Genomic DNA, 26,878 nt, shown 5'->3' on the forward strand with positions numbered 1-26,878 from the left:
GTCAGACGATCCCGAGTTCGAGGGCCTTCAGGACGGCGCGCGTACGGTCGCGTACGCCGAGCTTGGAGAGGATGTTGGACACGTGGTTCTTCACCGTCCCCTCCGCCACGCGCAGGGAATTGGCGATTTCCTTGTTGCTGTAGCCGCCGGAGAGCAGCCGCAGGATCTCGGTCTCACGCTCCGTGAGAGGGTCCGGCTGTTCCAGGCTGGAGAACTGGTTCTGGATCCGGCCCACGCCCGCCAGCAGCCGCTGCGTGACCATGGGGGCGACCAGCGACCCGCCGGCGGCGACGGTCCGGACGGCCTCGACGAGCTGGTCGAGCGAGACGTCCTTGAGCAGGTAGCCGCGGGCGCCCGCCTTCAGGCCCGACAACACGAGCTGGTCGTCGTCGAAGGTGGTCAGGATGATCGTCGGCGGCAGTTCGTTGCGGGCACCGAGTGCCTGCAGGACCTCGAGGCCGCTCATGTTCGGCATGCGCAGGTCGAGCAGCACGACGTCCGGGCGCACGACGGGAATCTGCTGCACCGCCTGCGCGCCATCGGCGCATTCGGCCACCACGCGGATGTCGCCCGCGAGGTCGAGCAGGGAGCGTATGCCCTGGCGAACCAGGTTCTGATCGTCGACGAGGCAGACGGAAATCATGGGAGGTCCTCGGAAGGAACGGAGAGTGTGGCACGCGGCGCCTGCCCGGACGCGTCGTCCGGGGCGGGCTCGAGGAGCTGTCGCGCGGGCGTATGGGCGAGCGTGGATTCTTCGCCCAGCGGCAGGCGCGCGGTCAGCGCGAACCCGCCGGCCGGGTCGGTCCGGAACGTGAGCGTGCCACCGAACTCGGCGAGGCGCTCGCGCATGCCGTTCAGGCCGTTGCCGGGACGGAACTCGCCGCTTCCGCGCCCGTCGTCGCGCGCGTCGAGGCAGAGCTCGTCGGGGCCGGTGTGGCGGAACGTCAGCCAGAGGTGGCGGGCGTTCGCGTGGCGCACGGTGTTCGTCAGGATCTCCTGCACGCAGCGCAGCAGCATCTGCGCGCGGCGGGGATCTTCCACGCCGAAGCGCGGCGGCACCGAGAGGCGGACGTCCAGACCGGGCACTCCCTCGGTCAGGCTGCGCAGGGCCTGCGTGAGGTCGATCGCATCGTCCTGGCGCAGTTCGCTCACCACCTCGCGCACGTCGGCGAGCAGTTGCTTCGCCGTGCTCTGCGCTTTCAGCACGTGCTCGCGGGCGACGTCGTTGGTGAGGTGGCTGGCGACCTCGAGGTTGAGGCTCAGCGCGGTGAGGTGGTGGCCGACCAGATCGTGCAGGTCGCGGGCGATGCGCATGCGCTCGGCGATGCGCGTGGACTCCGCCAGCAGCGCGCGCGTGGCGCGGAGCTCGGAATTCAGGCGGCGCAGTTCCTCGCGCTCCTCCGCCTGCTGGCTGGCGACCATCGAGGCGATGAAGACCAGCGCCGAGAAACCGAAGTACAGGCACGCCTGCATCAGCGCGCTGATCACGCCCCATCCCGGTACCTCGGCGAACACGGGCACCAGCGCCACGTGCGCCACCACCATCCACGCGATGCCCAGCGGCAGGCTGACCAGCCACGGCACCACGGTGGCGACGATGATGAGCAGCAAGGCGCCGACACCGCTCTTGCTGAGCGCGCCGATCGCCAGCGCGGTGCCCGTGAGGATCACGAGCACCGCGACGCGCGTGGCGCCGTTGAGGCGCGCGCCCAGCTGGTTCGTCAGCAGCCAGTGCACCAGGCCGAAGACGAGGTAGCACGCGGTCCAGGCCAGCAGCGCCATGTCGCCGATCGCACCCGGACCCGAGCCGGCCCGCTGCATCGACAGCGGCAGGCCGGCGCACAGGAACACGAAGTACGTCGCGTAGCGAAGCAGGCGGACGTGGTTGAACTGGACCTTGGACATGCCCGCATCATAGGGCTTCGCGCGGCCGGCACCACCTGACTGAAGTCACGTGCCCGCGGCCGGCAAGCGTCGGCTTTACAACGGTTTTACAAGCCCGGCGCGCTCCCCGGCGAGACCCGGGCGTGCCATAATGCCGCGCATTCGGCGGCCCGGGGGTCGCTTTTCCAGATCACTCCAGCGGAGCAACGAATGGCCCTTGCCATCCGCGACGTGCGCGAGCACGACCTGGGTGCCGTGCTGAGCCTCAACAACGAGGCGGGCACAGGCATCCTCGCCACGGACCTCGACCGCCTGCGTCACCTGTACCAGATCGCGCACTACTTCCGCGTGGCCGAGCAGGACGGCCGCATCCTCGGCTTCCTCATCGCCATGCGCCAGGACGCCGGGTACGCCAGCCCGAACTTCCGCTGGTTCCAGGCCCATTACGAAAGCTTCGTGTATATCGACCGCATCGTGATCGCGTCCGAATCGCGTGGCCACGGCCTGGGCCGGATCTTCTATTGCGATGTGCAGAGCTATGCAGAGGTACGCGTGCCACTTTTGACCTGCGAGGTGTTCCTCGAACCCCGCAACGACCAGACCGTGCTCTTCCACGGCACCATGGGCTTCCAGGAAGTCGGCCAGCAGAAGATGGGCGCCGACGGCCCGATGGTGAGCCTCCTCGCGCGCGAGCTGCCCAGCTTCCCGTTCGTGCGCGAGCGCTACCTCGAGCAGGACGGCCTGCCGGCCGTCGACTGGCTGGCCGAGCGCCGGCGCCCGGCCGACGCCGCGGGGGTGGCCGCATGAACGCCCGCGCCGAATCCCTCGAAGCCGCCTGCGACCTGCGCTTCGGCCAGGTGGGCATCGCCTGCGTGCGCCTTCGCCGCGTCGACGCCGCCGCGCTGGTGGAGGAACTGGAACGCCGCGTGCGGTCCGCGCCGCAGATGTTCGCGCGCGCCGCGGTGGTGCTCGATCTGTCGCACCTGCCGAAGCTGCCCGACGACGGCATGGTCGACGCCCTGCTCGAAGCCATCCGCAGCGCCGGCATGCTGCCCGTCGGCCTGGCCTACGGCACCAGCGAGACCGAAGCGCTCGCCGAGCGCATGGGCCTGCCGCTCATCGCCAAGTTCCGCGCCCAGTACGAGCCGGCGCAGGGCGACGCGGCGGCGGCGGTCGCCGCGCCATCGCGCAGCGAGCCGGTGCACGCAGCGCCCGCCGCCACGCACGACGCCGACACCGGCGGTACCGTCACCGCGCAACACCATGGCGAAGGCACGGTCCGCTCGGGCCAGCAAGTCTACGCGCGCGAACGCGACCTCGTCGTCAGCGCCACCGTCGCCAACGGCGCCGAAGTGATCGCCGACGGCTCCATCCATATCTACGGCACCCTGCGTGGCCGCGCCATGGCCGGCGCGCAGGGTGACGAATCGGCACGCATCTTCTGCTCCGACTTCCGCGCCGAACTCGTCGCGATCGCCGGGCATTACCGCGTGTTCGAAGACATGCCCAAGGAATTCGAAGGCCAGGCCGTGCAATGCTGGCTCGAGAATGGAAAACTCATGATCGCGCGGCTGTGACCACAGCCGCCTCGCAATACTCGGAGACATCCCTTGACTGAAATCATCGTCGTCACCTCCGGCAAAGGCGGAGTCGGCAAGACCACCACCAGCGCCTCCCTCGCCACCGGCCTCGCCATGCAGGGCAAGAAAGTCGCCGTCATCGACTTCGACGTCGGCCTGCGCAACCTCGACCTCATCATGGGCTGCGAGCGCCGTGTGGTTTACGACTTCGTCAACGTCGTGCACGGCGAGGCCACGCTCAAGCAGGCCCTGATCAAGGACAAGCGCCACGAGAATCTTTTCGTGCTCGCCGCGTCGCAGACGCGCGACAAGGACGCCCTCACGCAGGAAGGCGTCGAGAAGGTGCTCGACGAACTGACCAAGGAAAACTTCGACTTCGTCGTCTGCGACTCCCCCGCCGGCATCGAGAAGGGCGCGCACCTCGCGATGTACTTCGCCGACCACGCCGTCGTCGTCGTCAATCCGGAAGTCTCCTCGGTCCGCGACTCCGACCGCATCCTCGGCCTGCTCGCGAGCAAGACCCGCCGCGCCGAAAAAGGCGAGGCGCCGATCAAGCAGCACCTGCTGCTGACGCGCTACAACCCGAACCGCGTCGAAGCCGGCGAGATGCTCAGCGTCAAGGACGTCGAGGAAATCCTCGGCATCTCGGTCGTCGGCGTGATCCCGGAATCCGAGAACGTGCTCGCCGCGTCCAACGCCGGCGTGCCGGTGATCCTCGACGACAACTCGAACGCCGGCGCGGCCTACAAGGACACCGTCGCCCGCATCCTCGGCGAAGAGCGTCCGCTTCGCTTCCTCGAGCCGGTCAAGAAGGGCTTCCTCAAGCGCGTCTTCGGAGGTTGAGCATGGGTATCCTCGATTTCCTGAAGCGCAAGCCCGAGCCGAGCGCAGGCGTCGCCAAGGAACGCCTGCGCATCATCGTCGCCCAGGAGCGCTCGACGCGCGGCGGCCCCGACTACCTGCCGCTGCTGCGCAACGAGCTGCTCGAAGTCATCCGCAAGTACGTCAACGTCGACGTCGAGGCCGTGAACATCAACCTCGAACGCGACAGCGGCCATGAGGTGCTCGAACTTTCGGTCGCGCTGCCCGACGGCAAGCCGGTCGTCTGAGCCTCGCCATGGACGACACCTCCGCCGGGGCCGCCACGGTCCCCGGCAGCGACCCCGCCGACGCGGTGCTCCGCGTCGGCGAGATCGGATTCGACGAACCACGCGCCCTCCTCGCCCGCTACGGCCTGCGCCTCGTCGCGGTCGCCGACGGCGAGCCGATCCCGGGCAGTTTCTGGGGCGACACCGAGGCCGGCATCATCGGCACCACGGTCTACGCCCGCGCGGACACGCCGGTGCACTCGCTGCTCCACGAGGCATGCCACCTGATCGTGCTGCCCGAGGCGAAGCGCGCGCTCGTGCACACCGACGCCACCGATTCCATCGAAGAAGAAGACGCCACCTGCTACCTGCAGATCGTCCTCGCCGGGCAGCTGCCGTCGGTGGGCTCCGAGCGCCTTATGGAGGACATGGACCGTTGGGGTTACACCTATCGGCTCGGTTCCACGCGCGCGTGGTTCGAGCAGGATGCGCCCGAGGCGCAGGCGTTCCTGCGTGAGCGCGGGTTGCCCACGAACGCCCACTCGTAGGAGCGCGCCCTGCGCGCGACAGCTTCTCGCGACGAGGTAACAGGTCCTGCAACGCCCGGCCCCCAAAGATGTCGCGCGCAGGGCGCGCTCCTACGGAGCCGGTACGGCCCGGCTCAACCCGGCTCGTTGCGCTCGACCTGCGACGGCACGCTCGTCGCCGCCACGGCTGTGGCGCGCGCCACGCGTCGGCGCTCGATGCGCGTGTACCAGGTCCAGGCACCAAGGCCGATGAGGCACATCGCGGTGGAACCGAGGGCGAGGTTGAGCATGTTCCCCGACAGGGCCGGCGAGAGGACGCCGGCGACCAGCGCCGTGAAGGCGAGGCTGCCGAAGGCCTGCACCGAGGAAACGCCGCCGCGCTGATCCGGGAAGCGATCGAGCAGCAGCAGGGTCAGCGTGGGGAAGGCCAGCTGCACGCCCAGGCCGTACAGCGCCAGCGGCAGCGTCGACCACGGCACGCGCGGCGCGTCGAGCACCACGGCGAGCAGCAGGTTGAGGGCGCACGACGAAAGCATCGCCATGTAGCCCCAGCCCACGGTGCGCATCGCGCTGACGCGGCCCGCGACGCGGCCCGAGACGAAGGCGCCCGTGACCATGCCCGTCACGACGGGCACGAACAGCCAGGGAAAGCCATCCGCCCCGAGGTGCAGCAGATCGCGGATCAGATGCGGTGCCGATGCCACGTAAAGGAACAGGCCGGAGAAGTTGATCGAACCCGCGATCGCCAGCGGCCAGAACGGCCGGTCGCGAACGATGCGGCCGTAGCCGGCGAGCAGCGGCTTCGGCCGGAAGACCGTCCGCCGCTCCTCGGGATGCGATTCGACGAGGAAGTACCCGACGGCCAGCGTCAGCGCCACCGTGAACGCCGACAAGGCCCAGAAGATGCCCCGCCAGCCGTCGATCCCGAGCAGCCAGGCGCCGACGATCGGCGCGATCGCCGGCGCGATGCCGAAGATCATCATGACCTTCGACATCATGCGTTGCGCCTCCTCGCCCTGCATGGTGTCGCGCACGACGGCGCGACCCACGACGATGCCCGCGCCGCCGGACAGGCCCTGCAGCACGCGGCAGCCGAGCAGGAAGGCGAAGCTCGGCGCCAGGGCCGCGCCGATGGACGCGGCCGTGTAGATCGCCATCGCGACGACGATCACCGGCTTGCGGCCGTAGGCGTCGGACAGCGCGCCGTGAAACAGGCTCATCACCGCGTACGCCATCAGGTACACGCTCAGCAGCTGCTGGAGCCCGACCGCGCTCACCTGGAAGTCGCGACCGATGTCCGGAAAGCCCGGAAAGATGGCGTCGATCGAGAACGGCCCGATCATGGTCAGGGCCGCGAGCAGCAGGGGCAGATAGCGACGCGGGTCGCGGGTCGCGGAGGACATGGTCCTGCAAGGCCGTGCGGGGAGAGATCGGTGAGTATACCTGCGGGGTCCGGCTCGCGGTCAGGCGGCCATCGGCCCATACTCCGTCCAACCCATGTCCACGAGAGGGTCGCGTGAGCTACACCGGATTCCTGGCCGTCGGCATCGGCGGCACCCTCGGCTGCTGGTTGCGCTGGTGGCTCGCCGTCGCGCTCAACCCGTTGTTTCCTTCCGTTCCGCTGGGAACGCTCGCGGCGAATCTCGCCGGCGGACTCGTGATGGGCATCGCGCTGGCGTTATTCGACCACTTCCAGGCCTTGCCCGTAGAGATGCGGCTCCTCGTCGCCACCGGCTTCCTCGGTGGCCTGACCACCTTTTCGACGTTTTCGGCCGAGGCGTCGATGCTGCTCCTGCGGGGGCAGTACGCGTGGTTCGCCGGACACATCGCGGTCAACCTTCTGGGTTCGATCACGCTGACGGTCATCGGCCTCACCGCGACACGTGGAGTACTCAAGCACTTCTAGCAAGGCGCCGACGCCGCGCGGGGCGGCGCACGAGGGTCACAAGGAATCCATCCATGAGCCATGATTCTTCTTCTCTCAAAGCACGTGCGCAGGACCTGCTCCAGCACGCCGGGATCACCCTCGGTGGCAACCGCCCAACGGACATCGTCGTGCACGACGACCGCACCTACGCCCGGGTCTTCGCCCATGGGTCGCTGGGCTTCGGCGAGGCGTACATGGACGGCTGGTGGGATGTCCCCGACCTGCCGGGCTTCTTCTCCCGCGTGCTCTCGTCGCACCTCGACGACTCGCTGCGCACCCTCGACACGCTGATCGCGCACCTCAAGGCGCGGTTCCTCAACCTGCAACGCGGCGACCACGCATGGGATGTCGGCAGGCAGCACTACGACCTCGGCAACGATCTGTTCGAGGCGATGCTCGGCAAGCGCCTGGTGTATTCATGCGGCTACTGGGCCAACGCCGACAACCTCGACGACGCGCAGGAAGCCAAGCTCGACCTGATCTGCCGCAAGCTCCAGCTACGGCCCGGCCAGCGCATCCTCGACATCGGCTGCGGCTGGGGCGAGGCGCTGAAATACGCCGCGGAGCGCTATGGCGTCAGCGGCGTGGGCGTGACCATCTCGAAGGAACAGGCGGAGTTCGCGCGGGAGCTGTGCAAGGGCCTGCCGATCGAGATTCGCCTGCAGGACTACCACGAGCTCGACGAACGCTTCGATGCGATCCTCTCGGTGGGCATGTTCGAACATGTCGGGGGAAAGAACTACCGATCGTGGTTCGAAGTCGCGCGGCGTTGCCTGCACCCCGAGGGACTCGCCCTGCTCCACACCATCGGCAGCAACGGGACGCCGGGCCGTCCCGACCCGTGGATCGAGAAATACATCTTCCCGAACTCGGTCATTCCGTCCATGAGCCAGGTCGCGACCGCCCTCGAAGGCCTCTTCGTCGTCGAGGACTGGCACAACTTCGGACCCGACTACGACCGCACGCTGATGGCCTGGCAGGCGAATTTCGACGCGGCCTGGCCCCGGCTCGCGGGCCATTATGACGAACGGTTCCGGCGCATGTGGCATTTCTACCTCGGCTGTTCGGCCGGCGTGTTCCGCAGCCGGCGCGACCAGCTCTGGCAGCTGACGCTCTCGCCGCAGGGCGTCCCCGGCGGCTATCGGGTGCCCCGCTGACGCGGAGCAGCCCCCGAGGTCAGCCCTGCGACTCGGCCACGTTGAAGGGCAGCACGCCCGTGGCGTGGCCTTCGGCGGCGGGGCGTCGCGGCTGCGCCGGGCGGGGCGACGACGGGGCGGTGCGTCCGAGCGTGATGTTCTTCGACGCGCGGACCTCGCGGTTGGCGAAGGTCCAGATCTCGCCCGTGGCGGTGATGAACACCGTCCAGTACAGGTCGGATTCCGGACCGTAGTCGATCAGGAAATGGGCGAAGCCTTCGCCCTTGGGCGTGTTCATCGGAAGTGGCGGATTCAGCTGCAGCATGGGTTCCTCCTCGGTGCCCTCATTTGCAGCGAACGTTCGTGGCGAGCGAGTGAACGTGCCGTGGTTCACGCCTCACCCGTCGCGACCGCCCTTTTCTCCCCCGCCCCGGTAAAATGCCGGTCCAGTCACCCAAGCAGGAACACAGGGCGTGCAACGTAACTTCGCCGTATCCGTCGTCCATCCCGGCGGCAAACCCGCGCTCGAGATCGAGTTCAACGAAAAGGTGCACAACCTGGCCGGGGACTCGCTGTGGCTGTCCCTGGAAGACGGCACATCGGAAGAGGACGCCGAGAGCCTGCGCGCCCTGCTGGCCCGCATCGGTCACCGCATCACGGTAACGAACGTACGCTCCTGACCGGAGCGGCCGCGGTGTCCTTCACGGCCACCGCCAGGGGTACCACGTGGGGCGACAGGCGGTGGTGGTTAACGCCGTGGACCTTGCCGCAGCCCAGGCAATGCCGGATGAGGCCGAGGCCCCGCCGCGCCGCGCGCGGCGAACCGAGCAGGCAACCGCACACATAGCAACCGGCGATCGCGCCGCGGTCCCAGAGGCGAAGGCGCAGCGTCTGCACCGCGCCGATCGTCAGCGCGACGACGAGCGCGACGCCGAAGGTCCACGCGGGAAGGTTCGAGTAGAGGGAAAGCGTGCCGAGGTCGCCCGGCATCTGCTGCGCGGCCTTCAGGCCCGCGGCGGCCATGCCGCCCGCTGCCAGGACGAGAACGCCCGGCAGGTACATTCGAAAGACCATACGCCCGGCGTACGACATGACAGCCCCCTCTCCCTACCGGGTCCTCCCGGCGGTGGTGAGATTGTCGGTTGGGCGGTCTACCGATCGTGAACGGCGCGGACGAAATCGTTTGACCCTTCGCTAGCTCGGCCTTGGAGGGAGCCGATCGTATCGGCGATCTCGCGGCAGCGAGCCGATGGCGGATGAGGCCAAAGCCCCACCCGCCTCGGGCACTCACGCCTTCGCGGGCGCGCCGAACGACGGCGGACGGTCTTCCGGCGCCTTGCCGAACGCCTCGTTGGGCTTGTCGCCCATCACGAACGACAGCGTGCCGCCGGCGGTCAGGTCCTTGTGGGAGATCCAGCTCTTCGTCCAGGGCTTCCCGTTCCAGGTGACCGACTGGATGTACGGCCGGTCGGGGCCGTTCTCCTTCGTCTCGATCACCAGCGTGCGACCGCCACCGACCTTCACCTCGGCACGGTCGAGCAGCGGGCTGCCGAACACGTAGTTGGTGCTGACCGGGTCCACGGCATACAGGCCCATCGCGCTCATGATGTACCACGCGCTCATCTGGCCGCAGTCCTCGTTGCCGGGCAGGCCGTCGGGCTCGGGCAGGAACATCGTGTCGAGCAGCATGCGCACGCGCGCCTGCGTCTTGTGATGCGCACCGGTGTACGCATAGAGGTAGGGCATGTGGTGCGCCGGCTCGTTGCCGAACGCGTACTGACCCACCATGCCGGCGATGTCCGGCGGCGCGTTGTCCGGCAGCACCGGGTCGGCGTTGAACAGTCCGTCGAGCTTCTTCTCGAAGCCCTCGGCGCCACCGAACAGGTCCATGTAGTTGTAGACGTCGTGCTGGTTGAGGAACGTCGCCTGCCACGCGTTGGATTCGGTGAAGTCGCGCCAGCGCTTCGAGTGACCGATCGCGATCGGATCGAACGGCTGGATCCAGCTGCCGTCCTCCGCGCGCGGCCGGACGAACTGCATGTCCTTGTCGAACACGTTGCGATAGTTCTGCGAACGCTTGCGCAGCAGCGCCGCGTCGTCGGCATGACCGAGCGCCTCGGCCATGTGCGCCACCGCCCAGTCGTCATAGGCGTACTCGAGCGTCTTGCTGACCGCCTCGCCTTCCTTGTCGCTGGGGATGAAGCCCATCTTCCGGTAGTACGGCAGGCCGAAATAGTCGTCCTGCATGGCCCGGCGGCGGAACACCGGCCAGCCCTTCGCGTAATCGATGCCGGTGAAGCCCTTCGCCTGTGCCTCGGCCACCACCACCGCGGAGTGGTAGCCGATCATGCAGACCGTCTCGATGCCCTGCAGCGGCCACACGGGCGCGCCGCTCGGGCTCTCCACGGCCAGACGGACGAGGCCGTCGACGAGGTCGGGCACGCGTTCGGACTGGTACAACGTGAACAGCGGGTGCTCGGCGCGATAGGTGTCCCACAGCGAGTAGGTGCTGTAGTTGTGGCGGCCTTCCGGCAGCGTGTGGATCGCCTTGTCCATGCCGCGGTAACGGCCGTCGATGTCGCTGAAGACGGTCGGCGCGAGCATCGTGTGGTACATCGAGCTGTAGAACGTGCGCATGACCTTGTCCGACGAGGACTGGATGCGGATCTTCGACAGCTCCTGCTCCCACTCGGCTTCGGCGGATGCGCGGATGACGTCGAAATCCCAGCCCGGCATTTCGCCGTCGACGTTGCGCATGGCGCCGTCGATGTCCACGCCGGAGATGCCGACCTTCACCAGCAGCGGCTCCTTCGACGCGTCGTCGAAGTGCAGCGCGGCCTTGAGGTGGTCGCCCTTCGCGGTGGACGTGCCCTTCGGCAGCGCCTTGTCCTCGGAGTACAGCGTGACGCTGCTCACCGGGCGCGAGAGCTTCATCGCGAAATAGATCACGCGGCCGGCGGCCCACTGCCATACGCGACGACCGCCCACCAGCGTGTCGCCGTTGACCAGCGTGAGCTCGGCGTCCGTGACGTTGGCCGGCTTGTCCATCGCGTCGGCGAAGCCGTGCGTGAGGTCGACGAGGAGGTGCGCCTCGCCGCTCTTGCCGAACGTGTAGCGATGCATGCCCGCGCGCAGGGTCGCGGTCATCTCCGCGAGGATGTCGAAGCGCGTCAGCTTCGCGCGGTAGTAACCGGGATGCGCCTGCTCGCCGGTGTAGTGCGAGCGGTAGCCCTTGACGCCCGTCTTGTAGCCCTTCTCGGCCTTCTCGCCGCTCTGCTTCCTCGCGTCGAAACGCGACACGTAGTTCACGCCGTCGAAGTCGCGATCGCCGGGCTGCAGCAGGACGGGACCCATCGACGGCATCACGAGGAAGTCGAGCATGTCGCTCGCGCCGGTGCCGGAAAGATGGGTGTGCGAGAAGCCCATGATCGACCCGTCGCCCTGGTGGTAACCGGACGAGCCGTCCCACTGCGCGTTATAGGTATCGGGGCTCAGCTGCACCATGCCGAACGGCCGCGTCGCACCCGGGAAGGTGTGACCGTGGCCGCCCGTGCCGACGAAGACGTCGACGTGACGCAGGACGCCATCGCCGGCGGTGCCGCCGCCGGTCGATGGCGCGTTCAGGCCATCCTGCACACCATGGGCCAGCGCGGTGAGGGAGCCGAGCTGACCGACGGCCGTGACGGCGGCCATTCCCTGCAGAAAACGTCGACGGGTAACCATGAAACCTCCAGCGTGGGCGACGCGTCAGACGCGCCGCAGGGTATCGGGATGCTTGTCGGCGAGGTGAACGATCAGCTCGCCGAAGAGGGTGTTCGCCCAGGCGAACCACGAACGCGTGAACTGCTTCGGGTCGTCCTGGTCGAAGGCTTCGTGCATGAAGCCGGTGCCGGCATGGGTCGTCTTCAGCCAGTGCAGGCACTGGCGGATCTCGGCCGTATCGTCGGTGGTGAAGGCCTTCATCATGATCGACATCGGCCAGATCATGCGCAGGCCTTCGTGCGGACCGCCGATGCCCTCGCCCGCGCTGCCCTTGAAGAAGTACGGATTCTCCGCGCTCCACACAGCGGCACGGGTGCGCGCGTAGCGCGCGTCGCGCGGCGTGCACTCGAGGTACGGCAACGCCAGCAGGCTCGGCACGTTGGCGTCGTCCATGAACAGCGTGTTGCCGAAGCCGTCCACTTCGTAGGCCCAGTAGTCGCCCTGCGCGCCCTTGATCGTGCCGTACTGCTCGAGCGCGGCGGAAATCTCGTCGGCCATCGCGTTGCATTCGTTCGCGAAGACCTGGTCGCCGAAGAGCGTGCCGTGCATCTGCGCCAGGCGGCGCAACGTGACGACGGCGAACAGGTTGCCCGGAATGTTGAACGGATAGACGGTCGCGTCGTCCGAGGGACGGAACATCGCATGGATCAGGCCCACCGGGCGCGTCGGCTGGCCGTAGCCGTCGAGGAACTGGCTCTCGGTCGGCTTGGGCGACGTCCGCTGGAAGTGGTACGGGCCGCGGTCGTCCTTGCGCTGCTGCTCGCGGAATGTCTTGACGATCAGCTTCGTCGCCGCGCGCCAGGATTCGTCGAACGGCTCGCGGTCGCCGGTGGTCTGCCAGTAGCCGTGCGCGAGGCGGACGGGATAGCACAGCGAGTCGATCTCCCACTTGCGCTCGGCGACGCCGGGGCGCATGTCGGTGTGATCGGCCTGGGCCCAGTCGAGCTCGCTCTTGCCGCGCGGATCGGGAAGGAAGGCGTTGGCGTACGGATCCAGCATGATGCAGCGCGCCTGGCGACGGATCAGCCCACGGAACAGCTTGCGCAGCTTTTCGTCCTTGGGCGTCAGCGGCAGGTACGGCCACACCTGTGCCGACGAGTCGCGCAGCCACATCGCGTCGATGTCGCCGGTGACCACGAAGGTGTCTTCGAGACCGTCGAGGCGGCCCAGCTCGACCGTCGTGTCGAGCGTGTTCGGGAAGCAGTTCTCGAACAGCCACGCCAGTTCCGGATCGCCGATCTTCTTCTTCGTCGACGCGATCAGCGCTTCGACCGCCTCGCTGGTGAACTTGCGCTTGGCGAGCGGCGGGCGCTGCGTGGGAAAGCGCGAGGCGGCGGAGGCACCCATGCTCACGGTCGCGGTCATCGCGACACCGGGCACGAGCGAAAGCCATTTGACGAGGTTGCGGCGGCTGGGATTCAAGGCGTGGCTTCCTTCAGGGCATCGACAAGGGAGCGTACAGACAATGTGCGGCGGAGCGTATCGATATCAACGTCGCCTTTCACGACGATGTCGACACTTTCGCCCGGCAACAGGTCGAAAGCGTTCTCGTCGAGACGTACGTCGAGATCGCCGGTGTCGATCCAGACCGCGCGCGCGAGCCGCTTCGCGGTCACCGTGAGCAGGGTGCGCCCACCCTCGCTGCGAAGTTTCGTAGAGAGCTCCGGACGGGGCAGCGCGAGCGTGCGCGCGGCACCGAAGTAAAGCAGGTGGTGGGCGGCCGGCTTGCCCGCTTCGAGCAGGTCGAACGACACGACCGTCCTGCGCGGGTCGGCACCCTTGAGCAATGTGGCGTCGTCGACGGTGACGGCCTTCGTGCTCGCCAGCGCCGCGGCGCGGACCGGCTGGCTCGTTTCGCGCAGCAGCTTGCCGCCCATGTCGTAGACGCGGGTGCGCAGCGTGGCGTCGAAGTCCGTCGTGCGATCCGAGACCGCGAAGACCTCGGTGCGTCCGTCCCGACGCATCGGGACGACGTCGACGGGCGCGTAGAAGCGCTTCGCGTGGAACTGCAGGGCCTTCCAGCGGTTGAAGTAATCGACGCTCGCCCAGGAGGCGCCCGGCCAGACGTCGTTCAACTGCCAGTACAGCGAACCCATGTTGCGCGGACGCGCGCTGCGCAGGTGTTCCGCCGCCAGTTCGATGCCTTCGGCCTGCATCACCTGGCTCAGGTAGACGAACGACGCGAAGTCCTTCGGCTCGCCGTATTCCTGTCGGATGTAGAGCAGCAGGCGCTGGTTGCCGTCGCCGTTGGCGAACTTCTGGTGCGCGCGCATCACCTTCGATTCCGGCTCCATGTCCTCCGGCTTCGCGAAGGCCTTGATGGTGGCCATGACCGGGAACGACTGCAGGCCGTACTCGGACTGGAAACGCGGCGTGACATCGAGGTAGTGCGAGATCGGCTCGGAGCCCGACCAGACCTTCCAGTAATGGTAGTCGCCGTCGTCGAGCACGTTGGCCTCGCGCTCGAAATCCGTGCCCGGCGAGCTAGCCCAATACGGAACCTCCGGCGAGAGGCTCGTGACGACCTTGCGCAGCGTATCGCCGAACAGCGCGCGCATGCCGTCCTCGATGCGACGCACTTCGTCGGCGTTGACGAACTTGCGGAAGTCCTCGCGGTCCGGCCACGACTCCCAGCCGGTCTGCACTTCGTTGTTGCCCGCCCAGATGACGATCGACGGATGGTCGCGCAGACGGGTGACCTGCTCGGTCGCCTCGATGCGCGTGGTCTCGCGGAACGCGTCGTCGTACGGCGTGATGGCGCCGCCGAACATGAAGTCCTGCCAGATCATCATGCCCATGCGATCGGCCGCCGCGTAGAACGCGTCGTCCTGGTAGGTGCCGCCGCCCCACATGCGCAGCATGTTCATGTTCGCGTCCTTCGCCGAGCGAAGGATCGCTTCGAGGCGCTCCGTCGACACACGCGAGGGGAAGGCGTCGTAAGGGATCAGGTTCGCGCCCTTGGCGAAGATCGGCACGCCGTTGACGACGAACGCGAAGCCCCTGCCCCACTGGTCCTTCTCGCGACGCAGTTCGACGCTGCGCAGGCCGGTCTCGCGATCGGCCTCGGCCAGCGACGTGCCGCCGGCGCTGACGCTGCCGTGGAAACGGTAGAGATCGGGCTTGCCGTAGCCGACCGGCCACCAGCGCTGCGGGTGGTCGATGGCGATGGGCACCTCGACGTGGTTCTCGCCGGCCTTCAGCGCGACGTCGCGCTTTTCGCTGCCGGTCTTGCCGTCCGGCGCGGTCCAGGCGACGTCGAGCGTCACCGTGCCGGCCTTGTCGGCGCGCACGTCGAACTGCGCGGCGAGCGTGGCCGTGTCCGCGTCGACGTGCCGCTGCGCGATGTGCAGATCGGCGAGGCGCAGGTTGTCCCAGCTTTCGAGGCGCACCGGGCGCCAGATGCCGAGCGTGACGTAGCGCGGACCCCAGTCCCAGCCGTACTGGTAGTTGGCCTTGCGGACGTAGTTGGAGGTCTGCTTGCCCTTGGGCTCGTCGCCGAAGGCGGAATCGAATTCACCCGGCAGCGAATAAGGCTGCTTCATCAGCCACGGCTGGAGCCGTGCGATCGGGGATTGCAGGTGCACGGTGAGCGTGTTGCGACCGGCACGCAGGGTGTTCTTCACCGGAAGGCGCCACTGGCGGAACATGTTGTCCGCCGACAGCAGCTTCTTCCCGTTGAGGCTGACCTCGGCATAGGTGTCGAGGCCGTCGAATACGAGATCGACGTGGCCACGCCGGAGCGTGTCCGCGTCGACGTCGAAGTCCAGCTGGTAGTCCCAGTCGGAGAGGCCGATCCATTGCAGGCCGGCCTCGTTGTCGCGCCAGAACGGATCGGCGATCCGTCCCAGCTCGAGCAGGTCCGTCTGGACGGCACCCGGCACGTGGGCCGGCTGCCAGTCCGTGAACGGCTTGCATCGCGCGTCGCATGCCACCGGCTTCGTCAGTCCTCCCGACGCACCGCGGAACGAGTCCGCGGCGCCACCGGAAGCGAGCCGGAACCGCCAGCCGGCGGAAAGGTCTTTCTCCGCCGGCGTGGCCGCGCCGGCGACGCCGGCGAGAAGCCAGGCCACCAGCGCCAGCGACGCGCGGCGCATCACAGCTTGAAGCCCATCGTGACGGTGTAGGTGCGACCGTTCTTATAGGCGTTGAGCGGCTGCGCGGGGGTGTTGTTGTAGACGAAGTACGTCTCGTCGAGCAGGTTCGTCGCATCCAGCGACACACGGATGTGGTCGTTGATCTGGTAGCCGACCGACGCGTCGAGCTGGCGGAAGATGCCCGTGATCTGCTGCGACTGCAGCTGGGCGATCGACGTGAAGTACGAGGAGCGCCAGCTGTAGGTCAGGCGCGCGCTCCACGGACCCTGCTCGTAGAACGGCGACAGGTTGAACGAGTTCTTCGAGTTGTACGGCAGCGGGAAGTCGTTGCTGGTGTCCGCGTCGGAGTACGTGTAGTTCGCCAGCAGGCCGAAGCCGTAGCGGAAGTTCTGCTGGTAGCTGATCGACGCGCCCTTGACCTTGGCCACGCCGGCGTTGATCGGCACCTGCATCTGGTACACGTCGTCGCGCAGGTTGGTCAGGTTGTAATGCGTCTCGGCGACGTTCGTGTTGAGGATGTAGCCGGAGATGCGACGGAAGAACACTTCCGCTGCCAGCACGCTGTTCTCCGAGAAGTACCACTCCGCGGACGCGTCGTAGTTGGTCGACTTGTACGGACCGAGGTCGGTGTTGCCACGCGAACCGGTCAGGGTGCGGTCGTCGAGCGCCACGTACGGCGTCATCTGCTGGTAGCGCGGGCGGGCCACGGCCTTCGCGGCGGCGAAGCGCAGCGTCAGGCTGTCGGTCGCGTCGTAGGCGATGTTGAACGACGGCAGCCAGTCATGGTACGAGCTGCGCTTGTTGACCGGGCCGTACGTGTCGCCGCCGAGCGCGTTGTAACCGTTTACCGTGTCGCGGGTGCGGAAGTAGCGCACGCCGAGGTTGCCGCGGTAATCGTCGCCAGCGAAGTCGCCCTGGATGTAGAACGCGCGGTTCTGCTCCGCGACGCTGTAGGTGGCCTTCGGATCGAGCGACACCGTGCCGTTCTTCAGCTGCTGGATGTACGCCTTCATCAGGCCCGGATCGATCGTCGTCCAGTCACCCATGTTGCCGGCCTTGCTGAGGCCGTCGAGGTAACCGCCGGGCGTGCCGCCGTGCGCGAAGTCCGCGAGCGAGAGGCCGCTGCCGTCCTGCGACGGCAGGCGCGCCGCGTAGGCATCCTGGCCGTCGAGGTGGTTGGTGGCCTTGATGCCGACCTCGATCTGGTTCAGCGGGCCCCAGCTGACGTCATGCGCGAAGTCGGCCTGGAAGTAACGCTCGCGGTCGTAGCTCGGCGCGTAGCTGTAGCCGGCGCCGTGCAGCAGCATCGCCGTCGGGTTGTCGGCGTTGTTGTAGTTGATCTGCGGGTGCTGGCCCTTGAGGTTCCAGTCGAAGCCGCCGAAGCCCTGGAACTGCGTGTTCCAGATGCCGTCCGAACCGCCGGTGGAGCCGGTGTAGCCGATCTGGCTCGACGCGGTCCAGCCGTCACCGAACCAGTCGGCGCGCAGGTTGGCGACGCCCGTGTTCACGGTGGAATCGCGCTCGTAGCCGTCGAGGTAGGTCGAGGTGTTGGCGTTGTAGCTGCCGCTGGTGGCGACGCCGTTGTTGAAGCCCAGCGCCGTGGCGTTGGCGGCCGAGCCGGACCACTCGCCGTAATGGCTCTGGTTGAAGTTGTTGAACTTCTCGGTGACGTACAGGCCGGTGAAGTTCAGCTCGAACGCGTCGTTCGGCTTCCACTGCAGGCCGGTCGACACGCCGTCGCGCGTGCGGCGCTGCTGGAACCACGCGGTGTTGATCGCGGTCGGGTACACGCCGTGCTGGTCGGGCGGAACGACGGCCGGATTGAACTGGTGGTCCGGGTTCGTGTCGGTGGGATCGTTCGCGCGCTGGTAGCCGAAGATTTCCGTGCCCTGGCGATCGATGATGCGATCGGAGTGCATCAGCGAACCGAGGACGCCGAAGGTGTTGTCCTTGTTCTTCCAGCTGTAGAGCACCGAAGCGTTCGGCTTGCCCTTGTCGGCGCGGTCGTTGTAACCGTAGCTGACGCTGCCCGTCAGCGTGTTCGCCGGCAGGTCGAGCGGACGGCGCGTGTTGACGATGACGGTACCGCCGATGCTGCCTTCGTCGATGTTCGCCTGCGGGGTCTTGTAGACCTGGGCGTTACCGATGATTTCCGAGGCGAGCAGGCTGTAGTTGAACGAGCGGCTGTCCGGGTTGTTCGGATCCGACGTCCAGTTGGTCGACGCGACGGTCTGGCCGTTGAGCAGCAGGCGGTTCAGCGCGGGATCGGTGCCCAGGATGCTGACCTTGTCGCCTTCGCCGAAGTTGCGGTCGACGCTGAGGCCCGGGAGGTGCGAGAGCGACTCGGCCACGTTCGTGTCCGGGAACTTGCCCACGTCCTCGGCCGAGATGGCGTCGACGATCGAGTCGGAGTTGCGCTTGAGGTCGAGCGACTTCTGCAGGCTCGCGCGGATGCCGGTGACGGTCACGCCTTCGAGATTGGCGGCGTCGGTCTGCGGGGCGGCGGCGGTCTTGTCGGTCTTGGCCGGCGGGGGCGTGGTGCCCGCGTCCTGCGCCATCGCGCTGCCCGTGGCGAACAGGCCGGCCATGATGGCCATCGAAAGCGCGCTGATACGGTGATTCACGTGAAGCTCCTGGGGAGGGAGGGATGCGACGAAGGAGACGACCGCTCACGCGCTCGCCCCCTTCCGTGTGGGGACAATCCGGAAGCGAACGCCGACGCGCGGATCGGAATCCGCGTTGGCCGTCGTTCGTTTCGTTGATTCGTTTCCCGCTGCCGCGACACCGTGCCCCCTCGGGCGGATCGATCGCGTCGGCAACTGCCTATGCAGCGGTATGACAGCGTCGATTCTCAGAGGCCGCTGACAACGTTGTCAACGACTTTTTTAACTCGATCTAAAAATGCGAGTTTCGACGCAAGTGTCTGTAAGTCATCGTCTTTTCTATTTACAGAAAATACTGCGGTGCGCCATAGCGTCGCCGTACTTTGGATCGATCCATGCCCGCGGACGGATCGCTTTGCTTTCCCCTAACCCATTCAGTGGAAAGCGTTATTTCCAGCACCGTCGGAAGTGGCTCCGCGCGGCAGGCTCGCCGCGGCCACTTTGCTGCATCGCAGCGAAAAGTAAGACCTTTCGCGTGAGGACTTTTTTGTATCGCGGACTGGCCCGCTGTCGCGCGTTCGCGCGCGAGCGCGCTTCCCACAGGGGCATCCTGCCGGAGGGACGGATGCTCCCGCATTGCTGGCGGGAGCATCCTGAGGCCTTACTTCGCGCGCTTGGGGGCCGTCTTGCGGGCGGTGGCGGTCTTGCTGGCGACCATCTTCTTCGCTGGCGCCTTCTTCGCGGCCGTCTTCTTCGCGGAGACCTTCCTGGTCGCCGGCTTCCGAGCGGCGGCCTTCTTCGGCGCCGCCGCCTTCTTCGCCGTCGCACGACCACCGCTCTTCTTCGCCGCGGCGCGCCTGGACGGGGCGCCCTCGGACGTCTTCTCGGCCGACGACGCTTCCGCCTTCGGTTTCGCCGTCCGTCGCGTATTCAGTTCCGCGGCGGAGTTCAGCGGACGCCACGAACGTCCGCCCAGCGCCAGCAGCGTATCGGCGGACGCCGGACCGGCGCTGCCCGAGGCATAGTTCGGGAAGTCGGCCGGCGTGCGCTGCGCCCAGTCGTCGAGGATCGGCTGCACGGCGCGCCAGCACGCCTCGACCATGTCGGCACGCTGGAACAGCGTGGCGTCGCCGGTCATGCAATCGTAGAGCAGCGTTTCATAGCCGACGTTCGGCTCGGCGCGGAACCAGTCGGCGTACTTGAAGTCCATGCGCACCGGCGCGAGCTCGACGCGCGGGCCGGGCCGCTTGACGTCGAACTGCAGCGAGATGCCTTCGTCCGGCTGGATCTGCAGCACCAGCCAGTCCGGGCCGAACGCGTCCATGCCGGTGCCGCGGAACGGCGCGAACGGCGCGGACTTGAAGCGGATCGCGATCTCCGTCGTGCGGCGCCCCATGTGCTTGCCGGTGCGCAGGTAGAACGGCACGCCCGACCAGCGCCACGTATCGATCGAGAGCTTCATCGCCACGAAGGTCTCGGTGACCGAGTCCGCCGCCACGTTGGGCTCGTCGCGGTACGAGATGGCGAGCTCGCCGTTGACCGCGCCGGGGCCGTACTGACCCCGGACGGCATCCTCGGGCTGGATCGGCCGGATCGCCTCGATGGTCTCGGCCTTGCGCGTGCGCACGGCTTCGGCGTCGAACGAGGTCGGCGGCTCCATGGCGACCATCGCCAGCAGCTGGAACAGATGGTTGGGCACCATGTCGCGCAGCGCGCCGGTCTGCTCGTAGAACGAACCGCGGCGCTCGACGCCCACGGTTTCCGCCACGGTGATCTGCACGTGGTCGATGCGGTCGCGGTTCCAGATCGGCTCGAACAGGCCGTTGGCGAACCGGAACGCCATGATGTTCTGCACCGTTTCCTTGCCCAGGAAATGATCGATGCGATAGATCTGGTCTTCGCGCAGGACCTTCAGGATGCGCTCGTTCAGCGCGTGGGCAGAGGCGAGGTCGTGGCCGAACGGCTTCTCGATGATCACGCGGCGCCAGAAGTCGCCATCGTGACCGCCGTCGTCGACGAGGCCGGCATCGCGCAGCTTCTCGATGACGTCGCCGAAGAAGCGCTCCGGCGTGGCGAGGTAGAACAGGACGTTGCCCTTCGTGCCGCGCTTGCGTTCGGCCTCGCGCAGTTTGACACCGAGGCTCTGGAACGCGGACAGATCGTCGAAGTCGCCGGCGTGATACGTCATCTGGCCGCTCAGCCAGCCCCAGGCCTCCTCGTCGAGCTTGCCGCCGGAATTGCCGACGAAGCGCTCGAGCGATGTGCGCAGGCTGCTGCGCCAGGCGTTGTCGGTCATCTTGCCGTGGTTGAAGCCGATGACGTTGAAGTTGTCGGACAGCAGTCCGGTGCGGCGCATGTTGTAGAGCGCGGGAACGACGAGGCGACTGGTCAGGTCGCCGGCGGCGCCGAAAATCACGACGGTACACGGGTCGGCCGGATGAGCGCGGGACGTGGCGCGCTTCGGTTGGGCTTGGCTCATGCACGGACTCCTTGGGGATCGATGGCTTCGGGGGTGGCGTGGCTATCCGCCGTCGCGCTGTAACCGTGCGCGAGGGAGAAAGCGGCATTAACCAACGCCACGTGCGAAAAGGCTTGGGGGAAATTGCCCAGCAGCCGCTTCGAACGGGGATCGTACTCCTCCGCGAGCAGTCCGAGGTCGTTCGACAGGCCGATCAGGCGGACGAACAGTTCACGCGCTTCGTCGAGCCGGCCGAGCAGCACGTAATTTTCCACGAGCCAGAAACTGCACGGGAGGAATTCGCCCTCGCCCGGAGGCAGACCGTCGACGCCGCTGCGGGTGTCGTAGCGACGCACGAAACCCTGCACGAGAAGGTCCTCCTCGATCGCGCGGACGGTGGCGGCGATGCGGGGATCGTCGGGGGGAAGGAAATCGGTGAGCGTGACCAGCAGGAGGCTCGCGTCCAGCTCCTTCGATCCGTACGACTGCGTGAAGCAGCCACGCTCGGGGTCGACGCCCTTGGCCAGGATGTCCGCGCGGATCTCGTCCGCGACGGCCCGCCATCGATAGGTGAACGCCGGATCGCGCCCGTGCCTGTCCTGTTCGGCGGCACGCTGGAAGGCGAGCCAGGCCATGACCTTGGAATGGACGAAGTGACGCGGCTCGCCGCGAATCTCCCAGATGCCTTCGTCCGGCTCGCGCCAGATCCGCTCCAGGTGTTCGAGGAACACGGCCTGCACCTCGTCGGCCTCGGGCTGCAGGGTGACGCCGTGGCGGATCGCGTGCGCGAAGGCGCCCACCAGTTCGCCATAGATGTCGAGCTGGAACTGCATGGATGCGGCATTGCCGATGCGCACCGGCTTCGCGCCCTCGTAGCCCGCCAGCCAGGGCACCTCGAACTCCTCGAGGCGACGCTCGCCGGCCAGCCCGTAGAGCACCTGCAGCTGGTCGGGCGAGCCGGCGACCGCGCGCCGGACCCAGTCGCGCCATGCGCTGGCCTCGTCGTGGTAACCGGCGTTCACCAGCGCGGACAGCACGAACGTGGCGTCGCGCGCCCAGCAATAGCGATAGTCCCAGTTGCGCTGTCCGCCCAGCTGCTCGGGCAGCGACGTGGTCGGTGCGGCGACGATGCCGCCCGTCGGGAGATAGCTCAGGCCCTTGAGCACCACCAGCGAGCGGCGCACGATGTCGCTCCACTCGCCCGAGTCGTTGCAGCGGCCGGACCAGCGCTCCCAGAACGCGAGCGAATCCCGTAGCGCGACATGCGCGTCGGTCGCGGGAGGCGGCGGCAGGTGCGACGGCCCCCAGGCGAGCGCGAACGGAACGGTCTCGCCTTCGCGGACGGCGAACCGCGCGACACTCTGCATGCCCTCCCCTTCCAGCGCGACCGGGCTGCGCACCACCAGCAGATCGGGGCCGGCGACCGCGGTCATCGTCTCCTCGTCGAGACGCTTCACCCAGGGCACCGCGTTGCCGTAGTCGAACCGGATGGTGAGGACCGCGTCGAAGTCCACGCATCCTTCGATACCCTCGACGATGCGGACGATGCCGACCTGGTCGCCCTCGAACGGCATGAAGTCGACGACGCGCGCACGGCCCGTCGTCGTGGTCCACACCGTCTCCAGGACGAGGCTGCCGTCGATGTATCGCCGCGTGTTCGTTGCCCCCGCGTCGGCCGGCGCGATGCGCCAGCGACCGTTCGCGTCCTCGCCGATCAGGGCGGAGAAGCAGGAGGCCGAATCGAAACGAGGCAGACACGCCCAGTCGATCGAACCGTTCCGCGCCACGAGTGCCGCGCTGCGGCAGTTACCAAGCATCGCGTAGTCTTCGATCCGGGATGCCATGCCGTCCTCACTGTGCCGATTGCCATCCTGCGAACGGTAGCCTCGGCCGTGTTACAGGGACGTATCGACGGGTGGCGCTTCTTGCTCCCGCTTGGACGGGTCTGCGGCTCGTTGGAGCCACAGGCCGGACGTCAGTGCGCGGACGCCTGCTCCCGCTTCGGCTGCACGGCTTCGAACATGCTGCGCGCCAGCTCCTGTTCACCGTAGATCACCTCGCTGGCGCCAAGGCCGGAGAGGTGCCCGACGCAATCGGGCGAATGCGCGCGGGCGACGATGGGGAGGTCCGGACGCAACGCGCGCGCCGCGCGCACCACCTGCCCGCCCTCGAACGGATCGGGCACGGCGACGATCAGGGCGCGGGCGCCGGCGATGTTCGCTTCCGCCAGCACGGGCGCCGACGCGGCGTTGCCGATGACGAGCTCGACGTCGCCGCGCTCGCGCAGGTCGCGCACGGCGTCCTCGTCGGTCTCGATGACCAGCGTGCGCGCCCCCGTCGCCTGCAGCTCGGCGAGCACGCGACGGCCGACCCGGCCATGCCCGACCAGCACGGTATGACCCGCGATGGCATCGGGGTGATCGTCCGGCGCGTCGGCGTCGTGCTTCGCGATCCAGCGATCGAGCGCGGCGAACAGCAGCGGATTGATGAGGATCGACACGATGGCGGCGGCGAGCAGGATGTCGCGGCCCTGCTCGCTGAGCAGGCCGAGCGATACGCCGAGACCGGCGAGGATGAACGAGAACTCGCCGATCTGCGCGAGGCTCGTGGCGATGGTGAGCGCGGTCTTCGTCGGGCGGCCGAAGAGTCGCACGATGGCGAACGCGGCGACCGACTTGCCGACGACGATGATCAGGCACGCGGCGAGCACCACCCACGGACGATCGACCAGGATGTGCGGGTTGAACAGCATGCCGATGGAGACGAAGAACAACACCGCGAACGCGTCGCGCAGGGGCAGCGTTTCCTCGGCCGCGCGTTGCGACAGCTTCGATTCGCCCATCATCATGCCGGCGAAGAAGGCGCCCAGTTCGAACGAGACGTCGAACAGGTGCGCCGCGCCGAAGGCGACGCCGAGCGCGATGGCGAGCACGGCGAGCCGGAACAGCTCGCGCGAGCCGCTGGCCAACACGGCCTGCAGCATCCACGGGATGAGCCGCTTGCCGACGATGAGCATCAGCGCGACGAAGCCAACCACCTTGCCGATCGTGAGCGCGACCGTGCGGAACAGCTCGCCCATGTCGGGGGCGGCGGCGCCGTTGTCCGCGCCAAGGAAGCCGCCGATCGCCGGCAGGAGGACGAGCGCGAGCACCATCGCGAGATCCTCGACGATGAGCCAGCCGACCGCGATGCGGCCGCGATCGCTGTCGAGCAGGCGGCGCTCTTCCATCGCGCGCAGCAGCACGACGGTGCTGGCCACGGACAATGCGAGGCCGAACACGAAGCCCTCCGCCACCGGCCAGCCGAGGCCCCAGGCGAGCAGCATGCCGAGGCCCGTCGCGACGGCCATCTGCACGGCGGCGCCGGGGATGGAGATCGCCTTGACGGCGAGGAGGTCCTTCAACGAGAAGTGCAGACCCACGCCGAACATCAGCAGGATCACGCCGAGGTCGGCGAGCTCCTGCGCGATGCCCGCGTCCGCCACGTAGCCGGGCGTGAAGGGGCCGGCGACCACGCCGGCGACGAGGTAGCCCGCCAGCACCGGAAGCCGTAGCCGGTGCGCGATGGCGCCGAAGAAGAAGGCGAGGACGAGACCACCGACGATGGTGGCGATGAGTGGCGTGGCGTCGTGCATGGGCGGCTCCCCGAGTCGTCGTTGGCCGCGGGAGGACCGCGGCATGCACCCTCGTCTCGTCACGTCGAAAGTGCGAACGTATCGAATGGGGTCGTCCATGAAGCATTGGGGACGACCCGGCCCGCATGCAACCGTCAGCGAGCTAAATTCTCAATGTTTTCCGGCATTTTCAGAATAGCCTCAAACCACAGGCACGTTAGCCCGCCGCCGTGAGCACCGCGAGGAAGTCCTTTCCGTAACGCTTGAGCTTGTTCTCGCCCACACCGCTGATCGATGCCAGTTCGTCTTCGTTGGCCGGCAGCGCACGGAGCATCGCGAGCAGGGTCGCGTCGTGGAAGATCACGTACGCCGGCACGCCATGCTGCCGTGCGAGTTCGGCGCGGACGCGGCGCAGTTCGTTCCAGAGCGGCTGCTCGATTTCCTCGATGCCCAGCGACGCGCCGGCGGTGGCGGGGCCCGCGCGGCCCGGCGTGCGCCGACCCTTGGCCGGCCTCGCGTCCTCGCGCAGCGACACGCGGCGCTCGCCCTTCAGAACGGGTCCGCTCGCCGCGGACAGGCGCAGCGTGCCGTAGCCTTCGGGATCGGCCTCGATCAGCCCCGCCGCGAGCAGCTGGCGGAAGACGGAACGCCATTGCGTCGCGTCCGAGTCCGCGCCGATGCCGAACACGCTGAGCTTGTCGTGGCCCAGCTCACGGACGCGCTCGCTGGCGTCGCCGCGCAGGATGTCGATGAGGTGGCCCGCGCCGTAACGCTGGCCACTGCGATAGATGCACGACATCGCCTTCTGCGCGGCGACGGTGGCATCCCACGTCTTCGGCGGCACCAGGCAGTTGTCGCAGTTGCCGCACGGCTCCGGATAGGTCTCGGCGAACGCTTCGAGCAGGAGCTGGCGCCGGCAACGCGTGGCTTCGGCGTAGCCGAGCAACGAATCGAGCTTCAGTCGCTCGATGCGCTTGCGGTCGTCGCCGGCCTCCGACTGCGCGATCATCTGGCTCATCGTGACCACGTCGCCGAGGCCGTAGATCATCCAGGCTTCGGCGGGCAGACCGTCGCGGCCCGCGCGACCGGTTTCCTGGTAGTAGCCCTCCATGCTGCGCGGCAGATCGAGGTGCGCCACGAAGCGGACGTCGGGCTTGTCGATGCCCATGCCGAACGCGACCGTCGCGACCATCACGACGCCGTCCTCGCGCAGGAAACGCTGCTGGTGCCGCGTGCGGACCTCGGCGTCGAGCCCCGCGTGGTACGGCAGCGCCTCGACACCCGCTTCCGCGAGCCATGCCGCGGTCTCGTCGACCTTCCGCCGGCTCAGGCAATAGACGATGCCGGCTTCGCCGCGGTGCGCGTCGAGGAAATCGACGAGCTGACGCCGCGCGTTCTGCCGCGGCGCCACGCGGTAGCGGATGTTGGGGCGATCGAAGCTGGAGACGAACCGGCGTGCCTCGTGCAGGCCGAGCCGCTCGACGATCTCCTCGCGCGTGCGGTCGTCGGCGGTCGCGGTGAGCGCGATGCGCGGGACCTCGGGAAACCGTTCGTGGAGCAAGGCGAGCCCACGGTACTCCGGACGGAAATCGTGGCCCCACTGCGACACGCAGTGCGCCTCGTCGATGGCGAAGAGCGCGATCGGGATGCGGTCGAGCAGCGCGAGGAACCGTCCGGTGAGCAATCGCTCGGGCGCCACGTAGAGCAGGTCGAGGTCGCCGGCGAGCAGGAGGTCCTCGACCTCGCGCTGCGTGACCGCATCGAGGCTGGAGTTGAGGTACCTCGCCCGCACGCCGGCCTCGGTGAGGGCGTCCACCTGATCCTGCATGAGCGCGATCAGCGGCGACACGACGATGCCGGTGCCATGGCGCATGAGCGCGGGGATCTGGAAGCACAGCGACTTACCGCCGCCGGTGGGCATCAGGACGAGGGCATCCTCGCCCGCGGCGACGGCCTCGACGATGGCCTGCTGCTGGCCGCGGAACCCGGGATAGCCGAAAACGGAGTGGAGGAGGTCGAGAGCCTGGGACTGCATCCGCGCATGCTAACAAACCGGTGCCCTGCCCCGGCAGCGAGACGACAGCTGAACGGGGTGTAGGCCTACACCGATTTGCGACGAAGGTTGTTTTCTTCTGGGCGCCATCGGCAGCTAATGGAGCCGGGCACGTCGCCCGCACACAACGCGTTTGACATCCTTCAAGAGGGG

Annotated in this window: 21 protein-coding genes; 8 read left to right on the forward strand and 13 right to left on the reverse strand. The window is 67.7% G+C overall.

Annotated features, from left to right (window positions below; all coding sequences use genetic code 11):
• Nucleotide 1: 1 nt before the first annotated feature.
• On the reverse strand, nucleotides 2-643 hold the full coding sequence (locus J2X58_RS18225) for a response regulator transcription factor (protein WP_090055035.1): 642 nt from the start codon (nucleotides 641-643) through the stop codon (nucleotides 2-4).
• Complete coding sequence (locus tag J2X58_RS18230; protein WP_090180912.1) at nucleotides 640-1,905, reverse strand: sensor histidine kinase; 1,266 nt, start codon at nucleotides 1,903-1,905, stop codon at nucleotides 640-642. Before J2X58_RS18230 ends, J2X58_RS18225 begins: the two co-directional genes overlap by 4 nt.
• Before the next feature lie 189 nt (nucleotides 1,906-2,094).
• On the opposite strand from J2X58_RS18230, the gene J2X58_RS18235 reads away from it, so the two are divergent.
• From J2X58_RS18235 to J2X58_RS18255, 5 genes are read left to right on the forward strand one after another with little or no spacing between them, the layout of a single operon-like run.
• Nucleotides 2,095-2,691 carry a GNAT family N-acetyltransferase gene (locus tag J2X58_RS18235; RefSeq protein ID WP_090055039.1) on the forward strand — a complete coding sequence of 199 codons (597 nt, stop codon included), beginning with the start codon at nucleotides 2,095-2,097 and terminating at the stop codon, nucleotides 2,689-2,691.
• Nucleotides 2,688-3,461 carry a septum site-determining protein MinC gene (gene minC, locus J2X58_RS18240; protein WP_310050158.1) on the forward strand — a complete coding sequence of 258 codons (774 nt, stop codon included), beginning with the start codon at nucleotides 2,688-2,690 and terminating at the stop codon, nucleotides 3,459-3,461. The genes J2X58_RS18235 and minC overlap by 4 nt, the downstream gene beginning before the upstream one ends.
• A gap of 33 nt (nucleotides 3,462-3,494) precedes the next feature.
• Nucleotides 3,495-4,307 (forward strand): septum site-determining protein MinD, encoded by an 813-nt coding sequence (gene minD / locus J2X58_RS18245; RefSeq protein ID WP_090055043.1) that lies wholly within the window; start codon nucleotides 3,495-3,497, stop codon nucleotides 4,305-4,307.
• Between the two features lie 2 nt (nucleotides 4,308-4,309).
• Entirely contained in the window at nucleotides 4,310-4,573 is a 264-nt protein-coding gene (gene minE / locus J2X58_RS18250) for a cell division topological specificity factor MinE (RefSeq protein WP_090055045.1), read from the forward strand.
• Between the two features lie 8 nt (nucleotides 4,574-4,581).
• Nucleotides 4,582-5,100: a hypothetical protein gene (locus tag J2X58_RS18255; RefSeq protein WP_310050161.1), complete on the forward strand. Its 519-nt coding sequence runs from the start codon at nucleotides 4,582-4,584 to the stop codon at nucleotides 5,098-5,100.
• A gap of 113 nt (nucleotides 5,101-5,213) precedes the next feature.
• Here J2X58_RS18255 and J2X58_RS18260 read toward each other — a convergent pair whose 3' ends face one another.
• On the reverse strand, nucleotides 5,214-6,482 hold the full coding sequence (locus J2X58_RS18260) for a multidrug effflux MFS transporter (RefSeq protein WP_090055049.1): 1,269 nt from the start codon (nucleotides 6,480-6,482) through the stop codon (nucleotides 5,214-5,216).
• A 113-nt stretch (nucleotides 6,483-6,595) separates the two neighbouring features.
• On the opposite strand from J2X58_RS18260, the gene crcB reads away from it, so the two are divergent.
• The gene (crcB, locus tag J2X58_RS18265; protein ID WP_090055051.1) at nucleotides 6,596-6,985 is read left to right on the forward strand and encodes a fluoride efflux transporter CrcB; all 390 of its coding nucleotides are present in this window, start codon (nucleotides 6,596-6,598) and stop codon (nucleotides 6,983-6,985) included.
• Between the two features lie 53 nt (nucleotides 6,986-7,038).
• Nucleotides 7,039-8,163: a cyclopropane fatty acyl phospholipid synthase gene (gene cfa / locus J2X58_RS18270; RefSeq protein WP_090055052.1), complete on the forward strand. Its 1,125-nt coding sequence runs from the start codon at nucleotides 7,039-7,041 to the stop codon at nucleotides 8,161-8,163.
• Nucleotides 8,164-8,182: 19 nt separating this feature from the next.
• On the opposite strand, the gene J2X58_RS18275 is transcribed toward cfa, so the two are convergent.
• A complete protein-coding gene (locus J2X58_RS18275) occupies nucleotides 8,183-8,467 on the reverse strand; it encodes a hypothetical protein (RefSeq protein WP_310050165.1) in 285 nt (94 codons plus the stop codon).
• 148 nt (nucleotides 8,468-8,615) lie between these two features.
• On the opposite strand from J2X58_RS18275, the gene J2X58_RS18280 reads away from it, so the two are divergent.
• Nucleotides 8,616-8,822 (forward strand): hypothetical protein, encoded by a 207-nt coding sequence (locus J2X58_RS18280; RefSeq protein ID WP_090055055.1) that lies wholly within the window; start codon nucleotides 8,616-8,618, stop codon nucleotides 8,820-8,822.
• On the opposite strand, the gene J2X58_RS18285 is transcribed toward J2X58_RS18280, so the two are convergent.
• From J2X58_RS18285 to recQ, 9 genes are all read right to left on the reverse strand, one after another.
• A complete protein-coding gene (locus J2X58_RS18285; RefSeq protein ID WP_310050168.1) occupies nucleotides 8,797-9,216 on the reverse strand; it encodes a hypothetical protein in 420 nt (139 codons plus the stop codon). The genes J2X58_RS18280 and J2X58_RS18285 overlap by 26 nt on opposite strands.
• Nucleotides 9,217-9,429: 213 nt before the next feature.
• Complete coding sequence (locus tag J2X58_RS18290; RefSeq protein ID WP_310050170.1) at nucleotides 9,430-11,865, reverse strand: GH92 family glycosyl hydrolase; 2,436 nt, start codon at nucleotides 11,863-11,865, stop codon at nucleotides 9,430-9,432.
• A 24-nt stretch (nucleotides 11,866-11,889) separates the two neighbouring features.
• On the reverse strand, nucleotides 11,890-13,269 hold the full coding sequence (locus J2X58_RS18295; protein ID WP_090055897.1) for a glycoside hydrolase family 125 protein: 1,380 nt from the start codon (nucleotides 13,267-13,269) through the stop codon (nucleotides 11,890-11,892).
• A 53-nt stretch (nucleotides 13,270-13,322) separates the two neighbouring features.
• Nucleotides 13,323-15,998, reverse strand: a complete 2,676-nt coding sequence (locus J2X58_RS18300; protein WP_310050172.1) for a glycoside hydrolase family 2 protein — start codon at nucleotides 15,996-15,998, stop codon at nucleotides 13,323-13,325.
• Nucleotides 15,998-18,622, reverse strand: coding sequence for a TonB-dependent receptor (locus J2X58_RS18305; protein ID WP_310050173.1), 2,625 nt, complete (start codon nucleotides 18,620-18,622; stop codon nucleotides 15,998-16,000). Before J2X58_RS18305 ends, J2X58_RS18300 begins: the two co-directional genes overlap by 1 nt.
• A gap of 640 nt (nucleotides 18,623-19,262) precedes the next feature.
• Nucleotides 19,263-21,080 carry a glucose-6-phosphate dehydrogenase gene (gene zwf / locus J2X58_RS18310; RefSeq protein ID WP_310050176.1) on the reverse strand — a complete coding sequence of 606 codons (1,818 nt, stop codon included), beginning with the start codon at nucleotides 21,078-21,080 and terminating at the stop codon, nucleotides 19,263-19,265.
• Entirely contained in the window at nucleotides 21,077-22,903 is a 1,827-nt protein-coding gene (locus J2X58_RS18315) for a glycoside hydrolase family 15 protein (protein WP_310050177.1), read from the reverse strand. Before J2X58_RS18315 ends, zwf begins: the two co-directional genes overlap by 4 nt.
• A 131-nt stretch (nucleotides 22,904-23,034) precedes the next feature.
• The gene (ybaL, locus tag J2X58_RS18320; protein ID WP_310050180.1) at nucleotides 23,035-24,693 is read right to left on the reverse strand and encodes a YbaL family putative K(+) efflux transporter; all 1,659 of its coding nucleotides are present in this window, start codon (nucleotides 24,691-24,693) and stop codon (nucleotides 23,035-23,037) included.
• A 196-nt stretch (nucleotides 24,694-24,889) separates the two neighbouring features.
• Entirely contained in the window at nucleotides 24,890-26,707 is a 1,818-nt protein-coding gene (recQ, locus tag J2X58_RS18325) for a DNA helicase RecQ (RefSeq protein ID WP_310050182.1), read from the reverse strand.
• Between the last annotated feature and the right edge of the window lie 171 nt (nucleotides 26,708-26,878).

The organism is Luteibacter sp. 3190, assembly GCF_031456385.1.
GTDB lineage: Bacteria > Pseudomonadota > Gammaproteobacteria > Xanthomonadales > Rhodanobacteraceae > Luteibacter.

Excerpts from the sequence above, each read along its gene's own strand:
- J2X58_RS18300 (WP_310050172.1), bottom strand. The coding sequence starts at position 15,998 with ATGCGCCGCGCGTCGCTGGCGCTGGTGGCCTGGCTTCTCGCCGGCGTC.
- J2X58_RS18235 (WP_090055039.1), top strand. The coding sequence starts at position 2,095 with ATGGCCCTTGCCATCCGCGACGTGCGCGAGCACGACCTGGGTGCCGTG.
- J2X58_RS18255 (WP_310050161.1), top strand. The coding sequence starts at position 4,582 with ATGGACGACACCTCCGCCGGGGCCGCCACGGTCCCCGGCAGCGACCCC.
- minC (WP_310050158.1), top strand. The coding sequence starts at position 2,688 with ATGAACGCCCGCGCCGAATCCCTCGAAGCCGCCTGCGACCTGCGCTTC.
- cfa (WP_090055052.1), top strand. The coding sequence starts at position 7,039 with ATGAGCCATGATTCTTCTTCTCTCAAAGCACGTGCGCAGGACCTGCTC.
- J2X58_RS18290 (WP_310050170.1), bottom strand. The coding sequence starts at position 11,865 with ATGGTTACCCGTCGACGTTTTCTGCAGGGAATGGCCGCCGTCACGGCC.
- J2X58_RS18295 (WP_090055897.1), bottom strand. The coding sequence starts at position 13,269 with ATGACCGCGACCGTGAGCATGGGTGCCTCCGCCGCCTCGCGCTTTCCC.
- J2X58_RS18315 (WP_310050177.1), bottom strand. The coding sequence starts at position 22,903 with ATGGCATCCCGGATCGAAGACTACGCGATGCTTGGTAACTGCCGCAGC.
- J2X58_RS18285 (WP_310050168.1), bottom strand. The coding sequence starts at position 9,216 with ATGGTCTTTCGAATGTACCTGCCGGGCGTTCTCGTCCTGGCAGCGGGC.
- zwf (WP_310050176.1), bottom strand. The coding sequence starts at position 21,080 with ATGAGCCAAGCCCAACCGAAGCGCGCCACGTCCCGCGCTCATCCGGCC.
- J2X58_RS18225 (WP_090055035.1), bottom strand. The coding sequence starts at position 643 with ATGATTTCCGTCTGCCTCGTCGACGATCAGAACCTGGTTCGCCAGGGC.
- ybaL (WP_310050180.1), bottom strand. The coding sequence starts at position 24,693 with ATGCACGACGCCACGCCACTCATCGCCACCATCGTCGGTGGTCTCGTC.
- J2X58_RS18230 (WP_090180912.1), bottom strand. The coding sequence starts at position 1,905 with ATGTCCAAGGTCCAGTTCAACCACGTCCGCCTGCTTCGCTACGCGACG.
- minE (WP_090055045.1), top strand. The coding sequence starts at position 4,310 with ATGGGTATCCTCGATTTCCTGAAGCGCAAGCCCGAGCCGAGCGCAGGC.
- J2X58_RS18260 (WP_090055049.1), bottom strand. The coding sequence starts at position 6,482 with ATGTCCTCCGCGACCCGCGACCCGCGTCGCTATCTGCCCCTGCTGCTC.
- J2X58_RS18275 (WP_310050165.1), bottom strand. The coding sequence starts at position 8,467 with ATGCTGCAGCTGAATCCGCCACTTCCGATGAACACGCCCAAGGGCGAA.
- recQ (WP_310050182.1), bottom strand. The coding sequence starts at position 26,707 with ATGCAGTCCCAGGCTCTCGACCTCCTCCACTCCGTTTTCGGCTATCCC.